The 20,704-nt window shown below is 34.9% G+C and carries 13 protein-coding genes; 10 read left to right on the top strand and 3 right to left on the bottom strand.

The window, feature by feature from the left end:
- Window positions 1-7 precede the first annotated feature (7 nt).
- Both murF and gldJ read right to left on the bottom strand, forming a co-directional pair.
- A complete protein-coding gene (gene murF, locus L1276_RS10355; RefSeq protein ID WP_253787460.1) occupies window positions 8-1,294 on the bottom strand; it encodes a UDP-N-acetylmuramoyl-tripeptide--D-alanyl-D-alanine ligase in 1,287 nt (428 codons plus the stop codon).
- Window positions 1,295-1,407: 113 nt separating this feature from the next.
- Entirely contained in the window at window positions 1,408-3,093 is a 1,686-nt protein-coding gene (gldJ, locus tag L1276_RS10350) for a gliding motility lipoprotein GldJ (RefSeq protein ID WP_253787858.1), read from the bottom strand.
- Window positions 3,094-3,306: 213 nt separating this feature from the next.
- On the opposite strand from gldJ, the gene porU reads away from it, so the two are divergent.
- From porU to L1276_RS10310, 8 genes are all read left to right on the top strand, one after another.
- A complete protein-coding gene (gene porU, locus L1276_RS10345; protein WP_253787458.1) occupies window positions 3,307-7,143 on the top strand; it encodes a type IX secretion system sortase PorU in 3,837 nt (1,278 codons plus the stop codon).
- A gap of 41 nt (window positions 7,144-7,184) precedes the next feature.
- Window positions 7,185-8,393 carry a type IX secretion system outer membrane channel protein PorV gene (porV, locus tag L1276_RS10340; protein WP_253787456.1) on the top strand — a complete coding sequence of 403 codons (1,209 nt, stop codon included), beginning with the start codon at window positions 7,185-7,187 and terminating at the stop codon, window positions 8,391-8,393.
- Window positions 8,394-8,469: 76 nt separating this feature from the next.
- Window positions 8,470-8,952: a cytidine deaminase gene (gene cdd / locus L1276_RS10335; protein ID WP_253787454.1), complete on the top strand. Its 483-nt coding sequence runs from the start codon at window positions 8,470-8,472 to the stop codon at window positions 8,950-8,952.
- 157 nt (window positions 8,953-9,109) lie between these two features.
- Entirely contained in the window at window positions 9,110-10,108 is a 999-nt protein-coding gene (gene pdhA / locus L1276_RS10330; protein WP_253787452.1) for a pyruvate dehydrogenase (acetyl-transferring) E1 component subunit alpha, read from the top strand.
- Between the two features lie 4 nt (window positions 10,109-10,112).
- The gene (locus L1276_RS10325; RefSeq protein WP_253787450.1) at window positions 10,113-11,753 is read left to right on the top strand and encodes a pyruvate dehydrogenase complex dihydrolipoamide acetyltransferase; all 1,641 of its coding nucleotides are present in this window, start codon (window positions 10,113-10,115) and stop codon (window positions 11,751-11,753) included.
- Window positions 11,754-11,843: 90 nt separating this feature from the next.
- Window positions 11,844-13,691 (top strand): hydrolase/aminopeptidase, encoded by a 1,848-nt coding sequence (locus L1276_RS10320; protein WP_253787448.1) that lies wholly within the window; start codon window positions 11,844-11,846, stop codon window positions 13,689-13,691.
- 639 nt (window positions 13,692-14,330) lie between these two features.
- Window positions 14,331-14,870, top strand: coding sequence for a carboxymuconolactone decarboxylase family protein (locus tag L1276_RS10315; protein ID WP_253787447.1), 540 nt, complete (start codon window positions 14,331-14,333; stop codon window positions 14,868-14,870).
- Between the two features lie 92 nt (window positions 14,871-14,962).
- The gene (locus L1276_RS10310) at window positions 14,963-15,838 is read left to right on the top strand and encodes a helix-turn-helix domain-containing protein (protein WP_253787445.1); all 876 of its coding nucleotides are present in this window, start codon (window positions 14,963-14,965) and stop codon (window positions 15,836-15,838) included.
- 54 nt (window positions 15,839-15,892) lie between these two features.
- On the opposite strand, the gene L1276_RS10305 is transcribed toward L1276_RS10310, so the two are convergent.
- A complete protein-coding gene (locus L1276_RS10305) occupies window positions 15,893-17,134 on the bottom strand; it encodes a glycosyltransferase family 4 protein (RefSeq protein WP_253787443.1) in 1,242 nt (413 codons plus the stop codon).
- A 114-nt stretch (window positions 17,135-17,248) separates the two neighbouring features.
- Between L1276_RS10305 and L1276_RS10300 the strand changes: the two genes are divergently transcribed.
- Window positions 17,249-17,830, top strand: a complete 582-nt coding sequence (locus L1276_RS10300; RefSeq protein ID WP_053472563.1) for a tRNA-(ms[2]io[6]A)-hydroxylase — start codon at window positions 17,249-17,251, stop codon at window positions 17,828-17,830.
- 53 nt (window positions 17,831-17,883) lie between these two features.
- Entirely contained in the window at window positions 17,884-20,640 is a 2,757-nt protein-coding gene (locus tag L1276_RS10295) for an AsmA-like C-terminal region-containing protein (RefSeq protein WP_253787442.1), read from the top strand.
- Window positions 20,641-20,704 lie beyond the last annotated feature (64 nt).

Below are 20,704 nucleotides of genomic sequence, written 5' to 3'. Positions count from 1 at the left end.
ATCTTTTTTATGAGATATAATCTAAAGTACGTTCCAGTGCCATACCTCTCGATCCCTTTATTAAAATGGTATTGTCTTTAAATTGAATTGTTTTCAGGTAATCTGCAAAAGCATCAAATGTTTCATAAAAATGGATATTTTCACTCGCAATCTTATTTTCATAGAATGACTTTCCAATTAAATAACATTTAGATTTTTCCTGAACTGACAAAGACTCTACAATTGCTTTATGTTCGTCATGGCTTTCATTTCCTAGCTCAAACATATCGCCAAGGATCATAATTTTATTCTGATTTTCTAATTGCAAAAAATTAGTAATCGCAACTGCCATACTGCTTGGATTTGCATTATAAGCATCCAAAATAATTTGGTTAGAACCTTTATTTAATAATTGAGACCTATTATTTGCCGGAATATAATTTTCGATTGCCTCTTTTATCAAAACATCTTCAACTTTAAAATATTTTCCAATTGAAACCGCTGCGTTAATGTTATTAGCATTGTAAAGTCCAATTAAATGCGATTCTACTTTAAAGTCAGCATAATTAATAACCACAAAAGGATTTGCCTCTATACTTTTTATATCCAAGTCAGCCGATTCTTTGTTTACTCCAAAAGTAAAAGTTTTGATTCCTTTTGATTTTTCTATTTGAATAGGATCTTCCAGATTTACAAAAACGGTTTTATCGTTCTTCAGTAAATATTGATACATTTCACTTTTACCTTCAATAACTCCCTGCACTCCGCCGAAACCTTCCAAATGTGCTTTTCCAAAATTTGTTATATAACCATAATCAGGCTGTGCAATTTCGCACAAAAACTCAATTTCTTTTTTATGATTAGCTCCCATTTCTACAATTCCAATCTCAGTTTCTTTTGAGAAAGAAAGCAAAGTTAACGGAACACCTATATGATTATTTAAATTCCCCAGTGTCGCTTTTGTTTTAAACTTTTTAGACAAAACAACATTAATAAGCTCTTTTGTTGTTGTTTTACCATTACTGCCCGTTAGCGCAACGATTGGAAGCTTTAAATAATTACGATGAAATTTAGCCAGATCCTGAAGTGTTTCTAAGGTGTTATTAACCAATAAGGTTCTTTCATCAATAAAGTAAGATTCATTGTCGATAACAACAAATAATGCTCCTAAATCAAGCGCTTGTTTGGCAAACGTATTGGCATCAAAATTTTCGCCTTTTATAGCAAAAAACATAGAATCTTTTTCAATTTTCCTTGTGTCGATTGAAATAGACCTGCATTGTAAAAATAAATTATGAATTTCCTGAATATTCATTTAACATCTTTTTTATAGACCATAAAAGTAGAAAAAAGCAATAAAAAAATTCCAAATTCTGAACTGAAATATGCAGTTTAGAATTTGGAATTTTTTATGAAATTTTCTTTATCTTAATTTCTTGGTGATTTTCTTCTTTCAGTTTTAGCACCTACTCTAGACATTGCACATCTGAAACCAATATAATCAGTTGCCATATCTTGAGGAAAGTATCTTCTTTGAGCTGGATCTAACCAGTAAGCTCTGTCTCTCCAAGAACCTCCTTTGTAAACTCTTACTTTATCATCGATTAAAGTAGTACGTTTGCTAGAGTTATCATATTTTCTGATCATTTTACCTAAACTATCAGTAGTGATATTGTGCTTAGGCGAATTGTACATTGTTTGATCAGCTTTTGGTCCTGATTCAGAATCTCCAAAGTCAAAATATCTAGAAGATTGTTTATCACCATCTCTAAAGTTGATATTATCACTTGTACTGAAATTCGTTCTCAAATACGTTTCTTGCTCATCAACCGGAACCTGAGCAATTTCGCCCGGAAGGTTTCTTGCTACAACTTTACCATTACTTAAAGTATCGTATTTAATAGTTGAAGTCGAAACGATTTCAAGTTTACCGTCTTTACCTATTTTATTTTTACCATATTGATTTCCTCTGTAATAGTTGAAGTCATTTGCTTCATTATCAATAATAGGTCTGTAAACATCGGCAACCCATTCTGCAACGTTTCCTGCCATATCGTATAGTCCAAAATCATTTGCACCATAACTTTTTACAGCATTAGTAATATCAGCACCATCATCAGACCAACCTGCAATTCCACCGTAATCACCGTTTCCTTGTTTAAAGTTAGCCAATTGATCACCTCTGTTTTTACGTTTGTTAGAACGTGTATAATCTCCAGACCAAGGATATTTCTTTTGTCCTTTATAGATATTGTATTCTCTTTGTCCAACATCAGCTGCAGCTGCATACTCCCATTCTGCTTCAGTAGGAAGTCTGTACTCTGGTAAAATGATACCAGAAGAACGCTGAGCATAAACATTTTTCTCTTCAGGAACTACACCATCTTTACCTGCTTTTGGTCTTCTTCCATTAGGGTTTTTCTTTAATACTATTTCTTCATTTCCTCCATAAGTTGTAGATGGAGATGCAACGTAAGCTTCAGTATTAAATAAACTTTCTGCGCTTACATCATTTGTTTTAGCGCCTTTTTTAAGATAACCGTTTTTTTCAAGTACAGCTTCGTTTACACGGTCAGTTCTCCATTTACTAAATTCAACAGCTTGAATCCAGTTAACACCAACTACAGGATAGTTAGCATAAGATGGGTGTCTTAAATAGTTATTAGTCATCGTTTCGTTATATCCTAAACGATTTCTCCATACTAGAGTATCAGGAGATGCTCCTTCGTAAATATTCTTGTAATTTTCTTCTGTTGGAGGAAAAACTTTCTTTAACCACTCTAGGTATTCTAAGTACATACCATTAGTAACTTCGGTTTCATCCATGTAGAATGATTGAACGTGTTGTTGAGTTGGTGTGTTATTCCAATCGTGCATAACATCATCCTGTACTTTACCCATAGTAAACGTACCTCCTTCAACAAAAACTAAACCAGGTCCTGCCTGTTGTTTTTTCCCAGCATTTCTAGCAGCTGTTCCATTCTGACTATCTACATCCCAGCCAGTTGCTCTAGAAGCGTGACTCGAACTCGATTTTTTGCTACAACTAGCCGTGCCCAACATCAATACCATTGACATCATTAATTGCAAGACTACAATTTTGTTTACTTTCATACTCATTCTTAGGTGATAAATTTAGGTGCTGCAATATAATAATTAACATTTAATTAGCAACATCTGTTCTAATAATTTTATTTAGCTGTTTTTTACCAGAAAATAACCTATAGTTACGAACGCAAAAATATACTTTTTATTATTTACTGTAACATGAAATACTATATTTTTACTTACTAATTTTTTTTTGATTAAATTTCGTTTTTGAAACCAATGAAACAAGCCCTAATCTTATACTTCATACTACTGCCGATACTTTCATTTTCTCAGGTAAATGGGAGCTTCGCGATCGATTGGCAAAATAAAAAAGTGATAAATTACGGCGAGAGTAAAATCACAATTCCATACTTTTCCGGAGACGGTTTTCGCTTCGACATTACAAAAAAAAGCATAACATTAGTCCTTAATCTCAACCTGCCTGACATTTCAAATGGCAGTTTAGTCGAGCTGACCGCTATAAATTATGAATCTGTTTCAAGAACCGAATTAGGAGATTTAAGCTTAGAAAACGTCTCAGACAACCTTAATGAAACGTTAAAAGTTACAAATTCCAGAGACCTAAAGCAGGTTTTTCTTTTCCTTTCTCCAATAATTAAAGAAGGAAACAGCTTTAAAAGAGTTAAATCTTTTTCGTATTCAATTCAAAATTCTACAGCCAGAAACAGCAATTCTTCAACATTTCAAAAATCGGCTGCGATTTCAAATTCCGTTTTGGCTTCCGGCGATTGGTATCGCTTTTATGTAGAAAAATCAGGTGTTTATAAAATCTCGCGATCTTTTTTACAAAGCCTCGGATTTGATGCTGGCAAAGCTGACCCGAAAAGAATTAAAATTTACGGAAATGGCGGACGAATGCTTCCTTTAGCAAACAATGTATATTATCCCGAAGATTTAGAAGAAAATGCAATTCAGGTTATTGGCGAAAGTGATGGCGTTTTTAACAACGAAGATTACATTCTTTTTTATGCCGAAGGTGTTGAAAATTGGGACACAGAGAACCAAACCAATCTTAATTTATATGACACCAAGTCTTATTATTATATCACTGACGGAGGAAATGAAGGCAAAAGAATTTCCAGCTTAAATCAGCCGTCCGGAAACAGTACTTTAGAGTTAAACACGTTTGATGACTATCAATATCATGAAATCGACCAGACCAACATTGCTCATTTAGGACGTCAATGGCTTGGAGAATCCTTTGACATCAACCAAGAACAAGAATTCACCTTTAACTTTCCTAATCTTGACACAACCGTACCTGTAAAAATTGATTTAAACGCTGCTTCGGCCGCCTTTACCACAACTTCATTTGGAGTTTCGGCAAACGGACAAAGCATTGGAACTATTAATTTTGGAAGCATCACAGCCAATTCTGATGTTAAATACCTAACTGGAAATCTATCCTCAAATACTACTTTTACAGGCGCAGAAACCATAAAAATCAAACTTACCTATAATAACAATGGTGTTCCGGGCTCAAAAGGATACCTTGATTATATTAATCTTATTGCAAAAAGAAAACTTTTAGGAACTGGAAAGCAATTCAAATTTCAATATGATTTAGCAGGTTCAACAACCGGAATAGTAAATTACTCGATTACAAATGCAGCAGGAATTTCTCAAATTTGGGATATCACAGACCTATATAATGTATCAAAAATTGACAATGCAAATCAATCTTCTTTTAGTTTTAAAGCAGCTTTGGGAGAAATTAGAAAATACATCGCCGTTGATGCTTCTGATTTTTACACTCCTTTAAAAGAAAGCCAGCCTAAAATTGCCAATCAAAACTTAAAAGGAACTATTTTCAGAAACAGCCAAAACAACTTTCAGGATATTGATTATGTAATTGTAACTCCAAAATCACTAAACTCTCAGGCAGAAAGACTGGCAAATTTTCATCGTACCAATTCTAATTTAAATGTAAAAGTGATTTGGCTTGAAAATATCTATCAGGAATTTTCTTCGGGAAAACAAGACATTGCCGCTATTAGAAACTGCATTCGATACATATACAACAATGCTTCTTCTTCAGATAAAAGAATAAAATATTTAAACCTGTTTGGCGATGCCTCGTTTGATTATAAAAATCGAATCTCAAACAACAATAATATTGTACCTATATATCAATCTTTAAGAAGTAATACAATTGGCGAAGCTGCATTTGCTTCTGACGACTTCTTTGGTCTTATGGATGCTAACGAAGGAATTGTCGCCTCTCCTTTTGGCGGAATTGATATTGCTGTTGGAAGAATGTTAGTTTCAGATAATGCTCAAGCTCAGGAAATGGTTAATAAAGTTTTAGAATATCATGATACAAAATCATACGGAAACTGGAAGAACAATGTCGTTTTAATAAGCGATGATTCTGACATAGCTTCAGATGCAACTTTACAAACACGCCAAAATAATTTAGCTGATAAAATTTCAACCGAAAAACCATTTTTAAATGTTGACAAAATTCTTTTGGACTCTTACACTCAGGAAGCTTCTGCCGGAGGTGCGCGTTACCCAAAAGCCAGAACGGATTTTTTTAATGCATTTGAAAAAGGTGCTTTAATTTTTAATTATTTAGGTCATGGAGGCGAAGATGGACTGGCAAGCGAAAGAATCTGGGAAAAAGCAGACGGACAGAATCTGAACAACCAATATAAATATCCTTTATTTATTACCATTACCTGCGAGTTTTCAAGATTTGACGATCCTTCAAGACCTACAGCCGGAGAATATGTTTTCTGGAATCCAAAAGGAGGCGCTATTTCCATGCTCACAACTATTCGTGAAATTGGCCAGCCTAATGCTGAGAACTTTAATGATGTTTTAAATAAAAACCTGCTTTCATATGGTTCTAACCAATACAACAGCATTGCCGAATCGCTTCGAATATCTAAAAATGAAACCCCAAGCTCATCCAGCAACGTTGTGGTCTATATTGGAGATCCTGCTTTAATGCTGGCAATTCCAAAACCCCGAATTAATTTAACAAAAGTAAATGATATTGTGATTTCGCAGGCAATTCCTGACTTTAAGTCATTGGCAAAAATTAAAATTTCGGGTGAAATCACCGATGAAAACAATGCTCTTTTAAGCAATTATAACGGCGAATTGGCAACCGCTATTTTCGATAAAATGATCACATCTTCTACCTTAAATAATGATGGATATAGCCCTGCAATGTCATTTAAAACTTTAGGAGAAACCATATTTAGAGGAAATGCAACTGTAACCAATGGCCAATTTGAATTTAGTTTTGTAGTTCCAAGAGACATTCGCATACCGTTAGACAATGGCCGAATCAGCTTTTATTCGAAGAAAAATCAGGTTTTAGAAAATCAAACAGGCTATAATACCGTGATTAAAATAGGTGGAATAAATGAAAATGCACCACAGGACAATATAAATCCGAAAGTTAAGTTATATATGAACGATGAAACTTTTGTGTCTGGCGGCATTACGAATGCTTCACCTTTCCTTTTAGCCTTTTTAGAGGATGAAAATGGTATAAATACTGCCAGCGGAATTGGTCATGACATTTTAGCCGTATTAGATGGCGATACAAGTAATCCTTATATTTTGAATGATTATTATCAAACAAAATTAGACGATTACACTAACGGAAATTTACGTTTCCCTTTAAGAAATTTATCTGCCGGACTGCACACTATAACTTTTACAGCATGGGATGTTTACAATAATCCTGTAACAAGTGAAATTCAATTTATAGTTGCAGGAGATGAAGAATTAACATTATCACACGTTCTTAATTATCCAAATCCTTTTTCTACCTATACTCAGTTTTGGTTTTCACACAACAGACCTTATGAACCTTTAGATGTTCAGGTTCAGGTTATGACCATTACAGGAAAAATTGTTTGGACTAAAAATCAAATCATTACAACAGAAGGATTTCTATCAAGAGAAATTACGTGGGACGGAAGGGATGATTTTGGCGACCGAATTGGAAAAGGAGTTTATATTTATAAACTGACTGTTAAATCTAATTTAACAAATAAAAAAGCAGAAAAATACGAAAAACTTGTCATTCTATAATATTGTATATATTTGTAACATAAATACCATTAAGCCCACAAATGAAAAAAATATCGCTTCTATTAATTTGCTTATTAATTACCACATTCGCAAAAGCCCAAGATATTGAGCGCCCTATCACAACTGGAGTACCATTTTTATTAGTCGCTGCTGATGCGAGAGCAGCAGGTTTAGCAGACCAAGGTGTCGCTACCTCTTCAGATGTTTTTTCTCAACAATGGAATCCCGCCAAGTATGCTTTTGCAGAAGATGCGCAAGGACTTTCCATTAGTTACACTCCTTATTTAACAGATCTTGCCAATGATATTTCTCTTGGTCAGGTGACGTATTACAACAAAATTAATGACCGAAGCGCCTTTGCAGGTAGTTTTCGTTATTTTGGTTTTGGAGGAATTGAGCTAAGACAAACGGGAGATCCAAACGAACCTACAAGAGAAGTAAATCCAAATGAATTTGCCCTTGACGGATCTTATTCATTAAAATTAAGCGAAACATTTTCTATGGCTGTAGCCGCAAGATATATCCGCTCTAATTTAAAAGTAGCTACTGAAGACGTTGATGCATCGGCAGCAGGTTCATTCGCTGTAGATGTTGCAGGTTTCTATCAATCAGAAGAAATTGCTTATACCGATTTTAACGGAAGATGGAGAGCTGGATTCAATATTCAAAATCTTGGACCAAAAATTAGTTATGATAACGATGATATGAGTGCAAACTTTTTGCCTGCTAATTTAAGAGTTGGTGGTGGTTTTGACTTTATTTTTGATCCTTATAACAAACTTGGAGTAAGCGTTGAACTTACCAAACTTTTGGTGCCGACTCCTCCGGGACAAGGAACTCCTTTTGATGCAAACGGAGATGGTGATTTTACTGATGCAGGAGATATCACTCAAGCAGAAGCAGATCAAATAAGCTATAACAAATACAAAGATATTGGATGGGTATCTGGAATTTTTAAATCTTTTGGAGATGCTCCGGGCGGATTTAGCGAAGAAATGAAAGAGATCACTTATAGCGCGGCGGCAGAATATATGTATCAAGATGCTTTTGCAATGCGATTAGGATATTACCACGAAAGCCCAATGAAAGGTGCTAAACAGTTCTTCTCTTTAGGAGCTGGTTTTAAATACAGCATGATAAAAGTTGATGTTTCGTACTTATTCTCGGCATCAAAAGTTAAAAATCCTTTAGAAAACACACTTCGTTTCTCTTTAACTTTTAACTTTGGCGACAAATACGAAGTTTATTAAACTAAAAACATAAAAAATAATTACAATCCAAATTTCTAACTTTTTAGGAATTTGGATTTTTTTTCCTCAAAATACAATGAAAGAAATTAGCATTACATCGTCATTTACGATTTACGATAACATCAATGAGCTTTCTCAAGACATACAAGATTTAATGAATCAGGCCGTCGAAATTCGTAAAAAAGCGTATGCTCCCTACTCACAATTTAGAGTTGGTGCCGCCTTACTTCTCGATAATGGAAAAGTAATTGCAGGATCTAATCAGGAAAACGCCGCATATCCTTCAGGATTGTGTGCAGAAAGAACTGCGATTTTTTATGCCGGCAGCGCTTATCCCGAAGCCAAAATTTTAAAAATGGCAATTACTGCCGCTTCAGACACCAATCAAACTCAGGCTCCAATTCCTCCGTGCGGTTCTTGCCGTCAGTCGATTGCAGAATATGAAATCAAACAAGAGACCCCTATTGAAATTTATTTTATGGGCGAAATTGGCGAAGTTTACAAATCGGCGTCCCTAAAAAATCTGCTCCCTTTTATGTTTGATAAAAAGTTCTTATAAAAAAAAGCCAAAAAAGACCTTTTAAATTTTAGTTCTTAAACGGAATGTCTTATTTTTGCATCCCGACCTTTCGGGCGCAAATTTGTGGGAGGAAACTATTTTGCGTTACAGGCAACAATTGATAACACAAACAACTTTAGCAAAAGAAAGAATTCAGATGAAAGAAGTTACAAAAGAGGTATATTTAAAGTGGTATGAAGACATGCTGCTTTGGAGAAAGTTTGAAGACAAACTTGCAGCATTATACATTCAACAAAAGGTTAGAGGTTTTTTACACCTATATAATGGTCAGGAAGCCGTATTAGCAGGTGCTTTGCACGCTATGGATCTGACCAAAGATAAAATGATTACTGCTTACAGAAACCACGTTCAGCCTATTGGTATGGGAGTTGATCCCAGAAACGTAATGGCAGAACTTTTAGGAAAAGCTACAGGAACTTCTAAAGGTATGGGAGGTTCTATGCACATTTTCTCTAAAGAACACCGTTTTTACGGAGGTCACGGAATTGTGGGCGGACAAATACCTGTAGGAGCTGGTTTAGCTTTTGCTGATAAATATTTCAACACAGGTGGTGTTACCATGACCTATTTTGGTGACGGAGCTGCTAGACAAGGTTCTTTACACGAAGCATTTAACATGGCTATGTTATGGAAATTACCAGTTGTATTTATCGTTGAAAACAACGGATATGCAATGGGAACTTCTGTAGAAAGAACAGCAAACCACACTGATATCTGGAAATTAGGTTTAGGTTATGAAATGCCTTGTGGACCTGTTGACGGAATGAACCCAGTAAAAGTTGCTGAAGCTATGCACGAAGCTATCGAAAGAGCACGTCGCGGAGATGGCCCAACTTTCCTTGAAATGAAAACGTACCGTTACAGAGGACACTCTATGTCTGATGCACAATTATACCGTTCTAAAGAAGAAGTGGAAGAGTACAAAAAAATTGACCCAATTACACAAGTTCTTGATGTAATCTTGGATCAAAAATATGCTACACAAGAAGAAATTGAAGTAATTGACCAAAGAGTTAAAGACTTGGTTGAGGAATGTCAGAAATTTGCTGAAGAATCTCCATATCCAGATTTACAACAATTATACGATGTAGTATACGCACAAGAAGACTATCCATTTACACCTCATAAACTATAACATCATGGCGATTAAAGTAACAATGCCTCGTTTGAGCGATACTATGACGGAAGGAACGGTAGCGACTTGGTTAAAAAAAGTAGGCGACAAAATTAGCGAAGGAGATATCTTAGCTGAAATTGAAACAGATAAAGCAACAATGGAGTTCGAATCTTTTAACGAAGGAACTCTTTTACATATTGGAATTCAGGCTGGAGAAACTGCTCCGGTTGATTCATTATTAGCCATCATTGGCAAAGAAGGAGAAGATATTTCTGCTCTTTTAGCTGGTGGTGACGCTCCTGCTGCCGAAGCACCAAAAGCGGATGCTCCTGCTGCAGAAGCAAAAACTGAAACTGCTGCTCCTGCAAAAGCTGCAACAGAATTACCAAAAGGTGTTGTAGTAGTAACTATGCCGCGTTTAAGTGATACAATGACTGAAGGTACAGTAGCAACTTGGTTGAAAAAAGTGGGTGATGCTGTAGCTGAAGGTGATATTTTAGCTGAAATTGAAACAGACAAAGCTACTATGGAGTTTGAGTCTTTCAATGCCGGAACATTATTATACATCGGAATTCAAGAAGGAAGCACTGCTCCTGTTGACAGCTTATTAGCTATCATTGGACCTGCAGGAACTGACATTTCTGGAATTGCTGACAATTATACTGCCGGAGGTGCTGCAACTGCAAGTGCTCCTGCTGCAGAAGAAACAAAAACTGCACCTGCTGCTGAAAAAGCACCAGAGACAGTAAACAATACTTCAGATGGAAGAATTTTAGCTTCACCTTTAGCTAAAAAAATTGCTTCTGACAAAGGAATTCAATTAAATCAGGTTAAAGGATCAGGAGAAAATGGACGTATCGTAAAAAGCGATATAGAAAACTTTACTCCATCTGCACAAGGACAAACGGCCGCTGCCACACCAGCTGGTAAGCAAGAAGCTTCTGCTCCTGCCGCTCCAAAAGTATTTGTTCCTGCCGGAGAAGTTTACACAGAAGAGATCAAAAATTCTCAAATGCGTAAAATTATCGCTAAACGTTTGGCTGAATCTTTATTTACTGCTCCTCACTATAACTTAGTGATCGAAGTAAGCATGGACGAAGCAATGGGCGCAAGAGCAACTATTAATACTGTTCCAGATACAAAAGTATCTTTCAACGATATGGTAATTAAAGCTTGTGCTTTAGCATTGAAAAAACATCCAAAAATCAACTCTCAGTGGAAAGAAGATGCAATTATCATCAACCACCACGTAAATATTGGTGTAGCTGTAGCTGTTGAAGACGGGTTAGTAGTTCCTGTATTGAAATTTACAGATGCTATGAGTTTATCTCAAATAGGTGCTTCAGTAAGAGATCTTGCCGGAAGAGCTAAAAACAAAAAATTAGGACCACAAGAAATGGAAGGAAGTACTTTTACAGTATCTAACCTTGGAATGTTTGGTATTACTGAATTCAATTCAATTATCAATCAGCCAAACTCTGCCATCCTTTCTGTAGGTGCAATTGTTGAGAAACCAGTAGTTAAAAACGGTCAAATCGTAGTTGGAAACACAATGATGCTATCATTAGCTTGTGACCACAGAACAATTGACGGTGCAACTGGCGCTCAGTTTTTACAAACATTAAAACAATACATCGAAAGCCCCGTTACAATGCTGGCGTAATCTTTGTTATTTTATAATTAAATCCCGTTTTGTTTATTCAAAACGGGATTTTTTATTTAATTTTCATCTTCAAATTCAAAACCACATAAAATGAAGAAACTAATTCTTGTCACTTTATTTCTGACAGCCATAGCGTGCCAGAAAAAAGAGCAAACAGAAAAAACAACTGCTGTTAGAGACGAACACAGCTACTCCAAACCCGAACTTGCTGTAGTAAAACACCTTGATCTTGATATTAAAGTTGATTTTGATACACAGACAATTTCAGGAAAAGCATCGTGGACAATTGACAACATCAGCAAAGGAAATGAGATTATTTTCGACGAAAACACACTAAATATTACCAAAGTAACTTTAGGCGACGACGAAAAGGAAACTAAATTTGAACTTGGAAAAGACGTCGAATTTCACGGAAAACCGCTTCACATTACCATTGAACCAAGTACAACGAAAGTAAACATTTACTATAACACAACTAAAGACGCTGTTGCATTACAATGGCTTTTACCGGCACAAACTGCAGACAAAAAGAAACCTTTCCTTTTCTCTCAGGGAGAAAGTGTTTGGTCAAGAACATGGATTCCATGTCAGGACTCCCCTGGAATTCGTTTTACTTACAATGCAAAAGTTACTGTTCCTAAAGATTTATTAGCCGTAATGAGCGCTGTAAATCCGCAGAAGAAAAATGACACAGGAGTCTATACTTTTAAACAAGACAAAGCAATTCCATCTTATTTAATGGCAATTGCAGTTGGAGATATTGAATTTCAAGCAATCGACAACAGAACCGGAGTTTATGCCGAGCCATCAATGCTGAAAAAATCGGCTTGGGAATTTGCTGAACTTGGCAAAATGGTAAATGCAGCTGAAAAACTGTACGGACCTTACCGTTGGGGACGTTATGATGTTCTGGTTCTACCTCCAAGTTTTCCTTACGGAGGAATGGAAAATCCTAACCTAACATTTTTAACTCCGGGCGTTATTGCCGGGGATCGTTCGTTAACTAGTTTATTAGCACACGAATTAGGCCACAGCTGGAGCGGAAATTTAGTTACAAACGCAACTTGGGATGATATTTGGTTAAACGAAGGTTTTACAACTTATGTAGAACACCGCATAGGAGAAGCTATTTTCGGAAAGAAAGAATTTGAAATGCAAAATGTTATCACAAACAAGGAATTGGTTGATAATGTAGCAGAATATGGAGATACAAGCCCCGATACAAGACTAAAAGTTTCGCTGACAGGAAGAAACCCTGACGATGGAATCAGCCAAATTCCTTACGTTAAAGGATATGCCTTTTTAAGAGTTATTGAAAACGCTGTTGGACGTGACAAATTCGATCCGTTCATCAAGAATTATTTTGATTCACATGCTTTCAAATCTATTACGACAGAAGATTTTGTGAAATATTTAAACGAAAACCTTATCAAAGGTGACAAAGCATTAGCTGATAAAATCAAATTAGAAGACTGGATTTATAAACCGGGAATTCCATCAAATATTCTTCCGGTAAATTCTGTTGATTTTGAGGCTATCGATAAAATTCAAAAAAGCTGGAGAGAAACTGGTGTTGCAGGTTTAAGCAAAAAAATTACAACAACTGCAGAAAAACAGCACTTTATAGATCATCTTCCAGACGATATAACGGTAAAAGAAATGGAAGCAATTGACAATGAATTCAGCTTTACAAAAGGAGGTAATTTCATTATCAAACGTCAATGGTTTGTTCAGGCCATTCGCCATCAATACAAAACTGCTAATCCTGCAATTGAGCAATTTTTAATCGGAATCAGCAGAACTGGCTCTGTTATGATGCTTTATAAAGAAATGGCCAAAACTCCGGAAGGAAAAGCTTGGGCAAATCAAATTTTTGAAAAAGCAAAATCTGGTTATCACGCAACAACTATTCAGGCTGTTGAAGGTATTTTGAAATAAAATTCTAAAAACTACAATCTTAAAAAGAGGTTTTTCCTAGGAAAAGCCTCTTTTTTTATACACAATATTTGTCATTTCGACTGAAAGGAGAAATCGCACACGAAACTCGACAAAGATTGGAGGTTTTCTTTGCAGAGTTTCTAGTGTGATTTCTCGTTCCTCGAAATGACAAACTGGATGAAAGACACAGAACATTCCTAATCTTTGTCGAGCTTCTTACGAAGATTTCTTCTTCGTCGAAATGACAAGATTGTCGAAGAGCTTTATCACGAACTTTGTCAAAGTTTGAAACTTTGACAAAGTTTACTACATCTAAAACTTGTAATTCCTTTCGAAATAAACAAAACATTCTTATGAAAACGAGTGCCCTAGCCCAGATTGAAGTGGAAAGCCCGGAACTCCAAAGCCTGATTTTTCTTGCCAGAAAACAGCGACCAACGGAAGCTCGTTTTATGGCTTAGAAAAATCAGGCTTTGGAGTGAGGACTTGAAACGGAAAGCTGGATTAGCTCCTGAAAAAACAGCAAGGGAAAATTATCCATCACATAGCGTACATTCTCCATGTTCTAAAATCTGCAATCGTCGCACCTTTGTAATGTCAAAAGACAACAACTAATAAATAACATAAAAAATTTATAAAATGACACGATTAACAGCATTAAACCCAGAAGAAGTAACAGGAAAAACTAAAGATTTATTCAACGCAGTACAAGGAAAATTAGGCGTAGTTCCAAACATGATGAGAACAATGGGAAATTCACCAGCAGTTTTGGAAGGATATTTAAATTTTAGCGGCGCATTAAGCCACGGAAAATTAAGTGCAAAAACAGGAGAATTAATTGCCTTAGCAGTTTCAGAAAGCAATTCATGTGACTACTGTGTGGCAGCTCATACTTTTATTGGCGGAAAACTATTAAAAACAGATGCACAAGTTTTACACGATGCAAGAACAGGAAATTCTGCAGATGCTAAAACTGAAGCTATTTTACAATTGGCAAAAACCTTAATCAGCAAAAATGGTTTAGTAAATGATGAAGATGTAAACAAAGCTAAAAACGCAGGAGTTTCTGATGCTGAAATTGCAGAAACTGTAGCACACGTAGCATTGAATGTTCTAACAAACTATTTCAACAATACTGCCAATACACAAATCGATTTCCCAGAAGTTTCAAGCCTGTAATCTAAAAAGAATTCAAACAAAAAACAATTTATAAAGATAGTTGTGAATTCAATTCATGACTATCTTTATATTTACAAAAACCACAATAAATCATGAGTCAGAATGTTTTCACTTTAATTAATCCGCAAAATGGAAATCTAGCTTTTAAACTGCTGCCATTTGACGACAACAGCCATTTTGATCATTTACAGCGAAATAATTATTTCTCACTAATTTGGGTTACTAAAGGAAAAGGCAAAGTAAAAGCCGATTTTGCCGAACATCAATTTGAAGAAAACTCACTCCTTGCCTTCTCTCCTTATCAGCCTTTTATGCTTTGCGTAAACGAACCAATTGAAGGAATTACGATTCATTTTCATCCTGATTTTTACTGCATCCACATGCATCAAAAAGAAGTTTCCTGCAATGGCGTTTTATTCAACAACGTCTATCAGCCGCCTTACACAAAAATTACAGAACAAGCCGCACAGACTTTTAAAATGGTTTTAGACCAAATGAAAACTGAAATTCAAAATGCAGAACTGGCACAATACGAATTGCTTATTTCGTATCTAAAAATCTTTTTAATAACAGCTTCCCGTTTAAAAACGGAACAATTAGAAGAAATGAAATCAGTTCCGGATTCTAAAGAACCTGTGATTCTTCAAAATTTAAAAGATGCCATTGAACTCAACTTCAAAACCAAACATTCGGCCGGAAATTATGCTGATTTATTGAACATTTCACCTAAAGCATTGGCAAAATTATCCAAGAATTACTTCAACAAAACCCTAACCGATTTAATTGCCGAAAGAATTATTATTGAAGCTAAAAGAGAATTATACATGACCAATAAAACGGTAAAAGAAATCGCTTATGAATTGGGTTATGACGACGAGCATTATTTCAGCCGATTCTTTAAAACAAATGCCGATGTTTCCCCGCAGATTTATCGGGAAACAGTAGGCTTTGGAAAAATGGAAGCTTAGTTTAGAGTTACAGTTTTCAGTCTCAGTCTGCTGATTACTGTAAACTGTTACTGATTACTTATTCTTCGCTTCAATCCATTTTGACATATACATCGTGCTTTTATAAGCGTGATGCTGCAATAAATTCCCCATAAAATTGTGAAGACGATGACTTTTGGAATCCAGCAATAATGAATTCACCAAAGTCACTAATTCATCTGAATATTTATCCTTCTGATAACATTCATTAATAATGGCAATTCCGTTTTTTTGAGCTTTTTTCCAAAGATTTTCATCCTGATAAAGCGCAATTGCTTTTTTAGCAAATTCTTGCGCGTCATCTTCAACAAATCCGTTCCAGGGTAAATTAGCATGCATCGCTTCTGAACCAATTGAAGTCGTGACACTTGGCGTTCCGCATTGCATGGCTTCTAATAATTTTCCTTTTAAACCGGCTCCAAAACGAATTGGCGCGAGAACAACTTTGGCATTTTTCACCACTTCATTTGCATCTTCCGCCCTTCCCATAATAAAAAATCCATTTTTGGGCTGATGCAATTGCAATACTTTTTGTGACGGATAAGCACCATAAACTTCTAAAACGGCTTCTGGAAAATCTTTTTTTATGGAAGGCCAAATTGCTTCTTTTAAATACTGAACCGTGTTCCAATTGGGTTCATGAAGAAAATTTCCAATAAAAACAAAATTCTTTCGATCTTCAAATGATGATAATTCTAAAAGATCATTTTCAGATATTTTATCAACCAAAAATGGAAGATAAAAAAGTAAATCTTTATTTATTTTGAAAACATCTAGCAGGATATTCATCTCAAATTCAGAAATAATCAGAGATAAATCACACCTTAAAATACTGGCAATTTCTCGTTTTGCCACTTCTTCAGAAAACAAATCTACTATTTCAAAATTTCGATTTTCTTTAAAAGCTTTTTGACGTGCAGTTCGCAGACAATGCAAATCTTCTGTATCTAAAATTCTAATTGCATTTGGGCAGTTTTCTGTCACCCGCCATCCAAATTGTTCTTCAATCATAAATCGATCAAACAACACAACATTAGGATTTAATTCAGCTATAAAATCATCGAAACTGGCAGAATTGAGTTCGATACTTTTTTTTGCAACTCCAAATTCAGATAAATCTACCATAAAATCGCTGTCTAAAGCTGCGCTTACAAACGTGATTTCAAAACCATTTTTTTTGAAAATAGAAATCAACTGCATCATCCTTCCTCCTGCTGCAGAAGAATTTGGCTCAGGCCAGACGAATCCAATTATGAGAAGTTTTTTTATCTGATTCATTGTAATTTATTTCAACTTACAAAATAATACTTTTTTCAGCGCAATCGCACGACATTTACTGATTTTTAGTAATAAAAAACACTAATTTTGCAGGAACTAAAATGCCGGGAAATTATGTTGGGATTAAAATTAGCTACAGACCCCAGATGGGTAAATATTGTCGAGTCGAATATTGAAGAAATTTTGACAGATCATGCGTGGTGCGAACAAAAAGCCGCTTCAAATGCCATCAGCATTGTAACGTATAACTCTGAATTAGAAGAATTAGTAACCGAAATGCTGGTTATTGCACGAGAAGAACTGGAACATTTACAAATGGTTCATGATGTTATAAAAAAACGCGGTCTTACTTTAGGACGCGAACGTAAAGATCATTATGTAAATGAACTTTTTAAATTCATGAAGAAAGATGGAAGCCGACGTGATGCGCTTTGCGACCGTTTATTATTTTCGGCCATGATCGAAGCCCGAAGCTGTGAGCGTTTTAAAGTGCTTTCTGAAAATATAAAAGACGAAGAATTAGCTAAATTCTATCGCGATTTAATGATTTCTGAGGCTGGACATTACACAACTTTTCTAGGATTTGCCAGAAAATACCAAGACAATATCGACATCGACAAACGATGGAAAGAATGGATTGAATATGAAGGTTCTATAATTACCAATTATGGTAAATCAGAAACTGTTCACGGATAAATTACACTCTTTTTTTTGACACTATTTTTTATATTTAAACACCACAATTCGTTATGCAAAAAAGTAAATCCAAATCAATTGCAATAAAGATTGCGAAGTATTTCGGAATAACTTTCACTGTCCTTTTAGCACTATTATTTTTAACGCCTATCGTTTTTGAGGATCAGATTAAAGAACAAATCAAAAAAACCGCCAACGAAAGACTAAGCGCAGAATTGAATTATTCTGATGTTTCGGTTTCGTTTTTTCGTCATTTTCCGTCTTTGACTTTAACTTTAGACAATTTAAGTCTTAATGGTTCAGCACCGTACAAAAATGAAAAATTCATTACCGCAAAAGAAGTTTCTTTTGGAATAGATGTGGCGAGTTTAATTTTCAGTAAATCAGTAAAAATTGACCAGATTTATTTACAAGATTCTTTTATAAATGTAAAAGTTAATCCAAACGGAGAAGCTAATTATAATGTTTATAAATCGCAGGCTAAAGCTGCAGAAACAAAAGACAGCACAGATACTGCTTTAAAACTGGAACGAATAGAAATTTTAAATAGTAAAATTATTTATGACGATCAATCGACTAAAGTTCATTTTGACGCACTTGGTTTTAACTATTTAGGAAAAGGAGATTTAAACAAAGCTGTTTTCGATTTATATTCAAAAGCTAAAATTGAAAAATTAAATATAGTGTATGAAAACGAACCGTATTTAATGAACAAAAAAATAGATGCGGATTTAATTACCAAAGTAAACATCAACTCCTTATCTTTCTTCTTTCAGCAAAACAATTTAAAAATCAATCAGCTTTTGGTCGATTTTAAAGGAAAATTTGATATTTTGAAAGACGGGTATAATATGGATTTCGTTATAAAATCTGATAACAGTGATTTGTATGATGTATTTACCGCTTTTCCTCCAAAGTATATTACGTGGCTTTCTAAAACAGAATTAAAAGGAAATACCAATCTTCTTTTAACTTTAAAAGGAAATTATATTACATCACAAAACATCGCTCCGGATTTGAATTTAGACGTAAAAATCGACAATGGTTTTGTAAATTATGATAAAAGTGCGTTTCCTGTTTCTAATCTAAATTTAGATATCAAAACGAAAGTTCCATCTTTAAATCCTGAACTTTTAACGGTTGATGCCAAAAATCTATCTTTAAACATCAATAAGGATTTTTTAAAATCGAAATTCTTCGTAAAAGGTGTAAACACACCAGAAATAAAGGCTGATTTCAAGGCAAAAATTGATCTTGAAAAACTAACAAAAGCACTAGGAATTCCAGATGTAGAATTAAAAGGATCTTTGGCCGGAGACATACAGGCAAATGGAAAATTTGATCAAAAAAACAAGCTTTTTCCGGTTACTAAAGGAGTTTTTGATTTAGAAAATGGATATCTAAAAACAAAATATTATCCAAACCCAATTACCAATATTATCATTAAATCTAAAATCGACAATCAAAAAGGAACTTTTGAAGATTTAAAAATCAAATTAAAACCAGCTCAGTTTACTTTTGAAGGAAAGCCGGTTTTTGTAGAAGCTGATTTAAGTGATTTTAACGATTTAGCATATGATATTAAAGCAAAAGGAGAATTGGATGTAAACCGAATCTATAAAGTTTTCTCGCAAAAAGGACTTGACTTAGACGGTTTCATAAAAGCTGATTTAGTTTTAAAAGGAAAACAAAGCGATGCCGAAAAAGGAAATTACAGCAAATTGTACAACAAAGGAACGCTTGAGTTAAGAAACATTGGAGTTGCATCTGAATATCTGCCTAAAAAATTCATTATTAAAGAAGGTATTTTCAAAATCAATCAGGATAAAATGTCTTTCAATAATTTCCTGGCTGCGTACGGACAATCTGATTTTAAAATGAATGGTTATCTACAGAATGTTTTTAACTATGCAACCACAAATACAGGAATTTTAAAAGGCTCTTTTAAAGTTACGGCTCGATATATCAATGTAGACGAATTTATGTCGAATACATCTGCAAATACCTCGGTAACAAAAACCCCGTCCGCAAAAACGGAAACAAAAACAGAACCTGCACAAACAGGCGTTATCATTATTCCAACCAATTTGAATTTACAGTTATTCGCAAATGCTCAAAAAGTAAATTTCGATAAGCTGAATCTTCAAAATGCAACTGGAAACCTAACCATGAATAAAGGTAAATTAACGATGCAGAATACCGGCTTTAACTTAATTGGCTGTAAGGTTGCCATGAATGCCAATTATCAAGCTGTAACACCGCAAAAAGCAAACTTTGATTACGCTATAAAAGCATCTGATTTTGATATTAAAAGAGCCTACAACGAAATTGAGGTTTTTAGAAAAATGGCAAGTGCAGCCGAAAAAGCTCAGGGAATTGTTTCTTTGGATTATCAATTAAAAGGCCGCTTAAACGGAAATATGGAACCCGTTTACCCTTCGCTTGCTGGCGGCGGAACACTTTCTGTAAAAGACGTAAAAGTGCGAGGCTTGAAAATGTTTAATGCTGTAAGCAAAAAAACAAGCTCAGAATCAATGAAAAATCCTGATGTTTCAAAAGTAGACATCAAAAGTACAGTCAAGAATAATATTATAACGGTAGAACGTTTTAAATTTAAATTTGCGGGCTTCAGGCCAAGAATTGAAGGCACAACAAGTTTAGATGGAAAACTGAATTTAAAAATGCGTTTAGGACTTCCTCCGCTTGGTATATTTGGAATTCCTTTAACCGTTACAGGAACTCAGGATAACCCAAAAGTAAAAGTAGGACGTAAAACCGAAGATCTGGAAGAAACAAAAGATACAGAATAACTAAAGTTTAAAATTCCAAACTGAAAATACATAAGCCTTTGTCAAAGTTTAAAACCTGGACAAA

The organism is Flavobacterium sp. HSC-32F16 (assembly GCF_024171645.1).
Taxonomy (GTDB): domain Bacteria; phylum Bacteroidota; class Bacteroidia; order Flavobacteriales; family Flavobacteriaceae; genus Flavobacterium.
This window is presented reverse-complemented; position numbering and strand designations above follow the sequence as displayed.

What these genes read in the sequence shown, in the direction of transcription:
- murF (WP_253787460.1), bottom strand. Translation starts at nt 1,294, where the DNA reads ATGAATATTCAGGAAATTCATAATTTATTTTTACAATGCAGGTCTATT.
- gldJ (WP_253787858.1), bottom strand. Translation starts at nt 3,093, where the DNA reads ATGAAAGTAAACAAAATTGTAGTCTTGCAATTAATGATGTCAATGGTA.
- porU (WP_253787458.1), top strand. Translation starts at nt 3,307, where the DNA reads ATGAAACAAGCCCTAATCTTATACTTCATACTACTGCCGATACTTTCA.
- porV (WP_253787456.1), top strand. Translation starts at nt 7,185, where the DNA reads ATGAAAAAAATATCGCTTCTATTAATTTGCTTATTAATTACCACATTC.
- cdd (WP_253787454.1), top strand. Translation starts at nt 8,470, where the DNA reads ATGAAAGAAATTAGCATTACATCGTCATTTACGATTTACGATAACATC.
- pdhA (WP_253787452.1), top strand. Translation starts at nt 9,110, where the DNA reads ATGAAAGAAGTTACAAAAGAGGTATATTTAAAGTGGTATGAAGACATG.
- L1276_RS10325 (WP_253787450.1), top strand. Translation starts at nt 10,113, where the DNA reads ATGGCGATTAAAGTAACAATGCCTCGTTTGAGCGATACTATGACGGAA.
- L1276_RS10320 (WP_253787448.1), top strand. Translation starts at nt 11,844, where the DNA reads ATGAAGAAACTAATTCTTGTCACTTTATTTCTGACAGCCATAGCGTGC.
- L1276_RS10315 (WP_253787447.1), top strand. Translation starts at nt 14,331, where the DNA reads ATGACACGATTAACAGCATTAAACCCAGAAGAAGTAACAGGAAAAACT.
- L1276_RS10310 (WP_253787445.1), top strand. Translation starts at nt 14,963, where the DNA reads ATGAGTCAGAATGTTTTCACTTTAATTAATCCGCAAAATGGAAATCTA.
- L1276_RS10305 (WP_253787443.1), bottom strand. Translation starts at nt 17,134, where the DNA reads ATGAATCAGATAAAAAAACTTCTCATAATTGGATTCGTCTGGCCTGAG.
- L1276_RS10300 (WP_053472563.1), top strand. Translation starts at nt 17,249, where the DNA reads ATGTTGGGATTAAAATTAGCTACAGACCCCAGATGGGTAAATATTGTC.
- L1276_RS10295 (WP_253787442.1), top strand. Translation starts at nt 17,884, where the DNA reads ATGCAAAAAAGTAAATCCAAATCAATTGCAATAAAGATTGCGAAGTAT.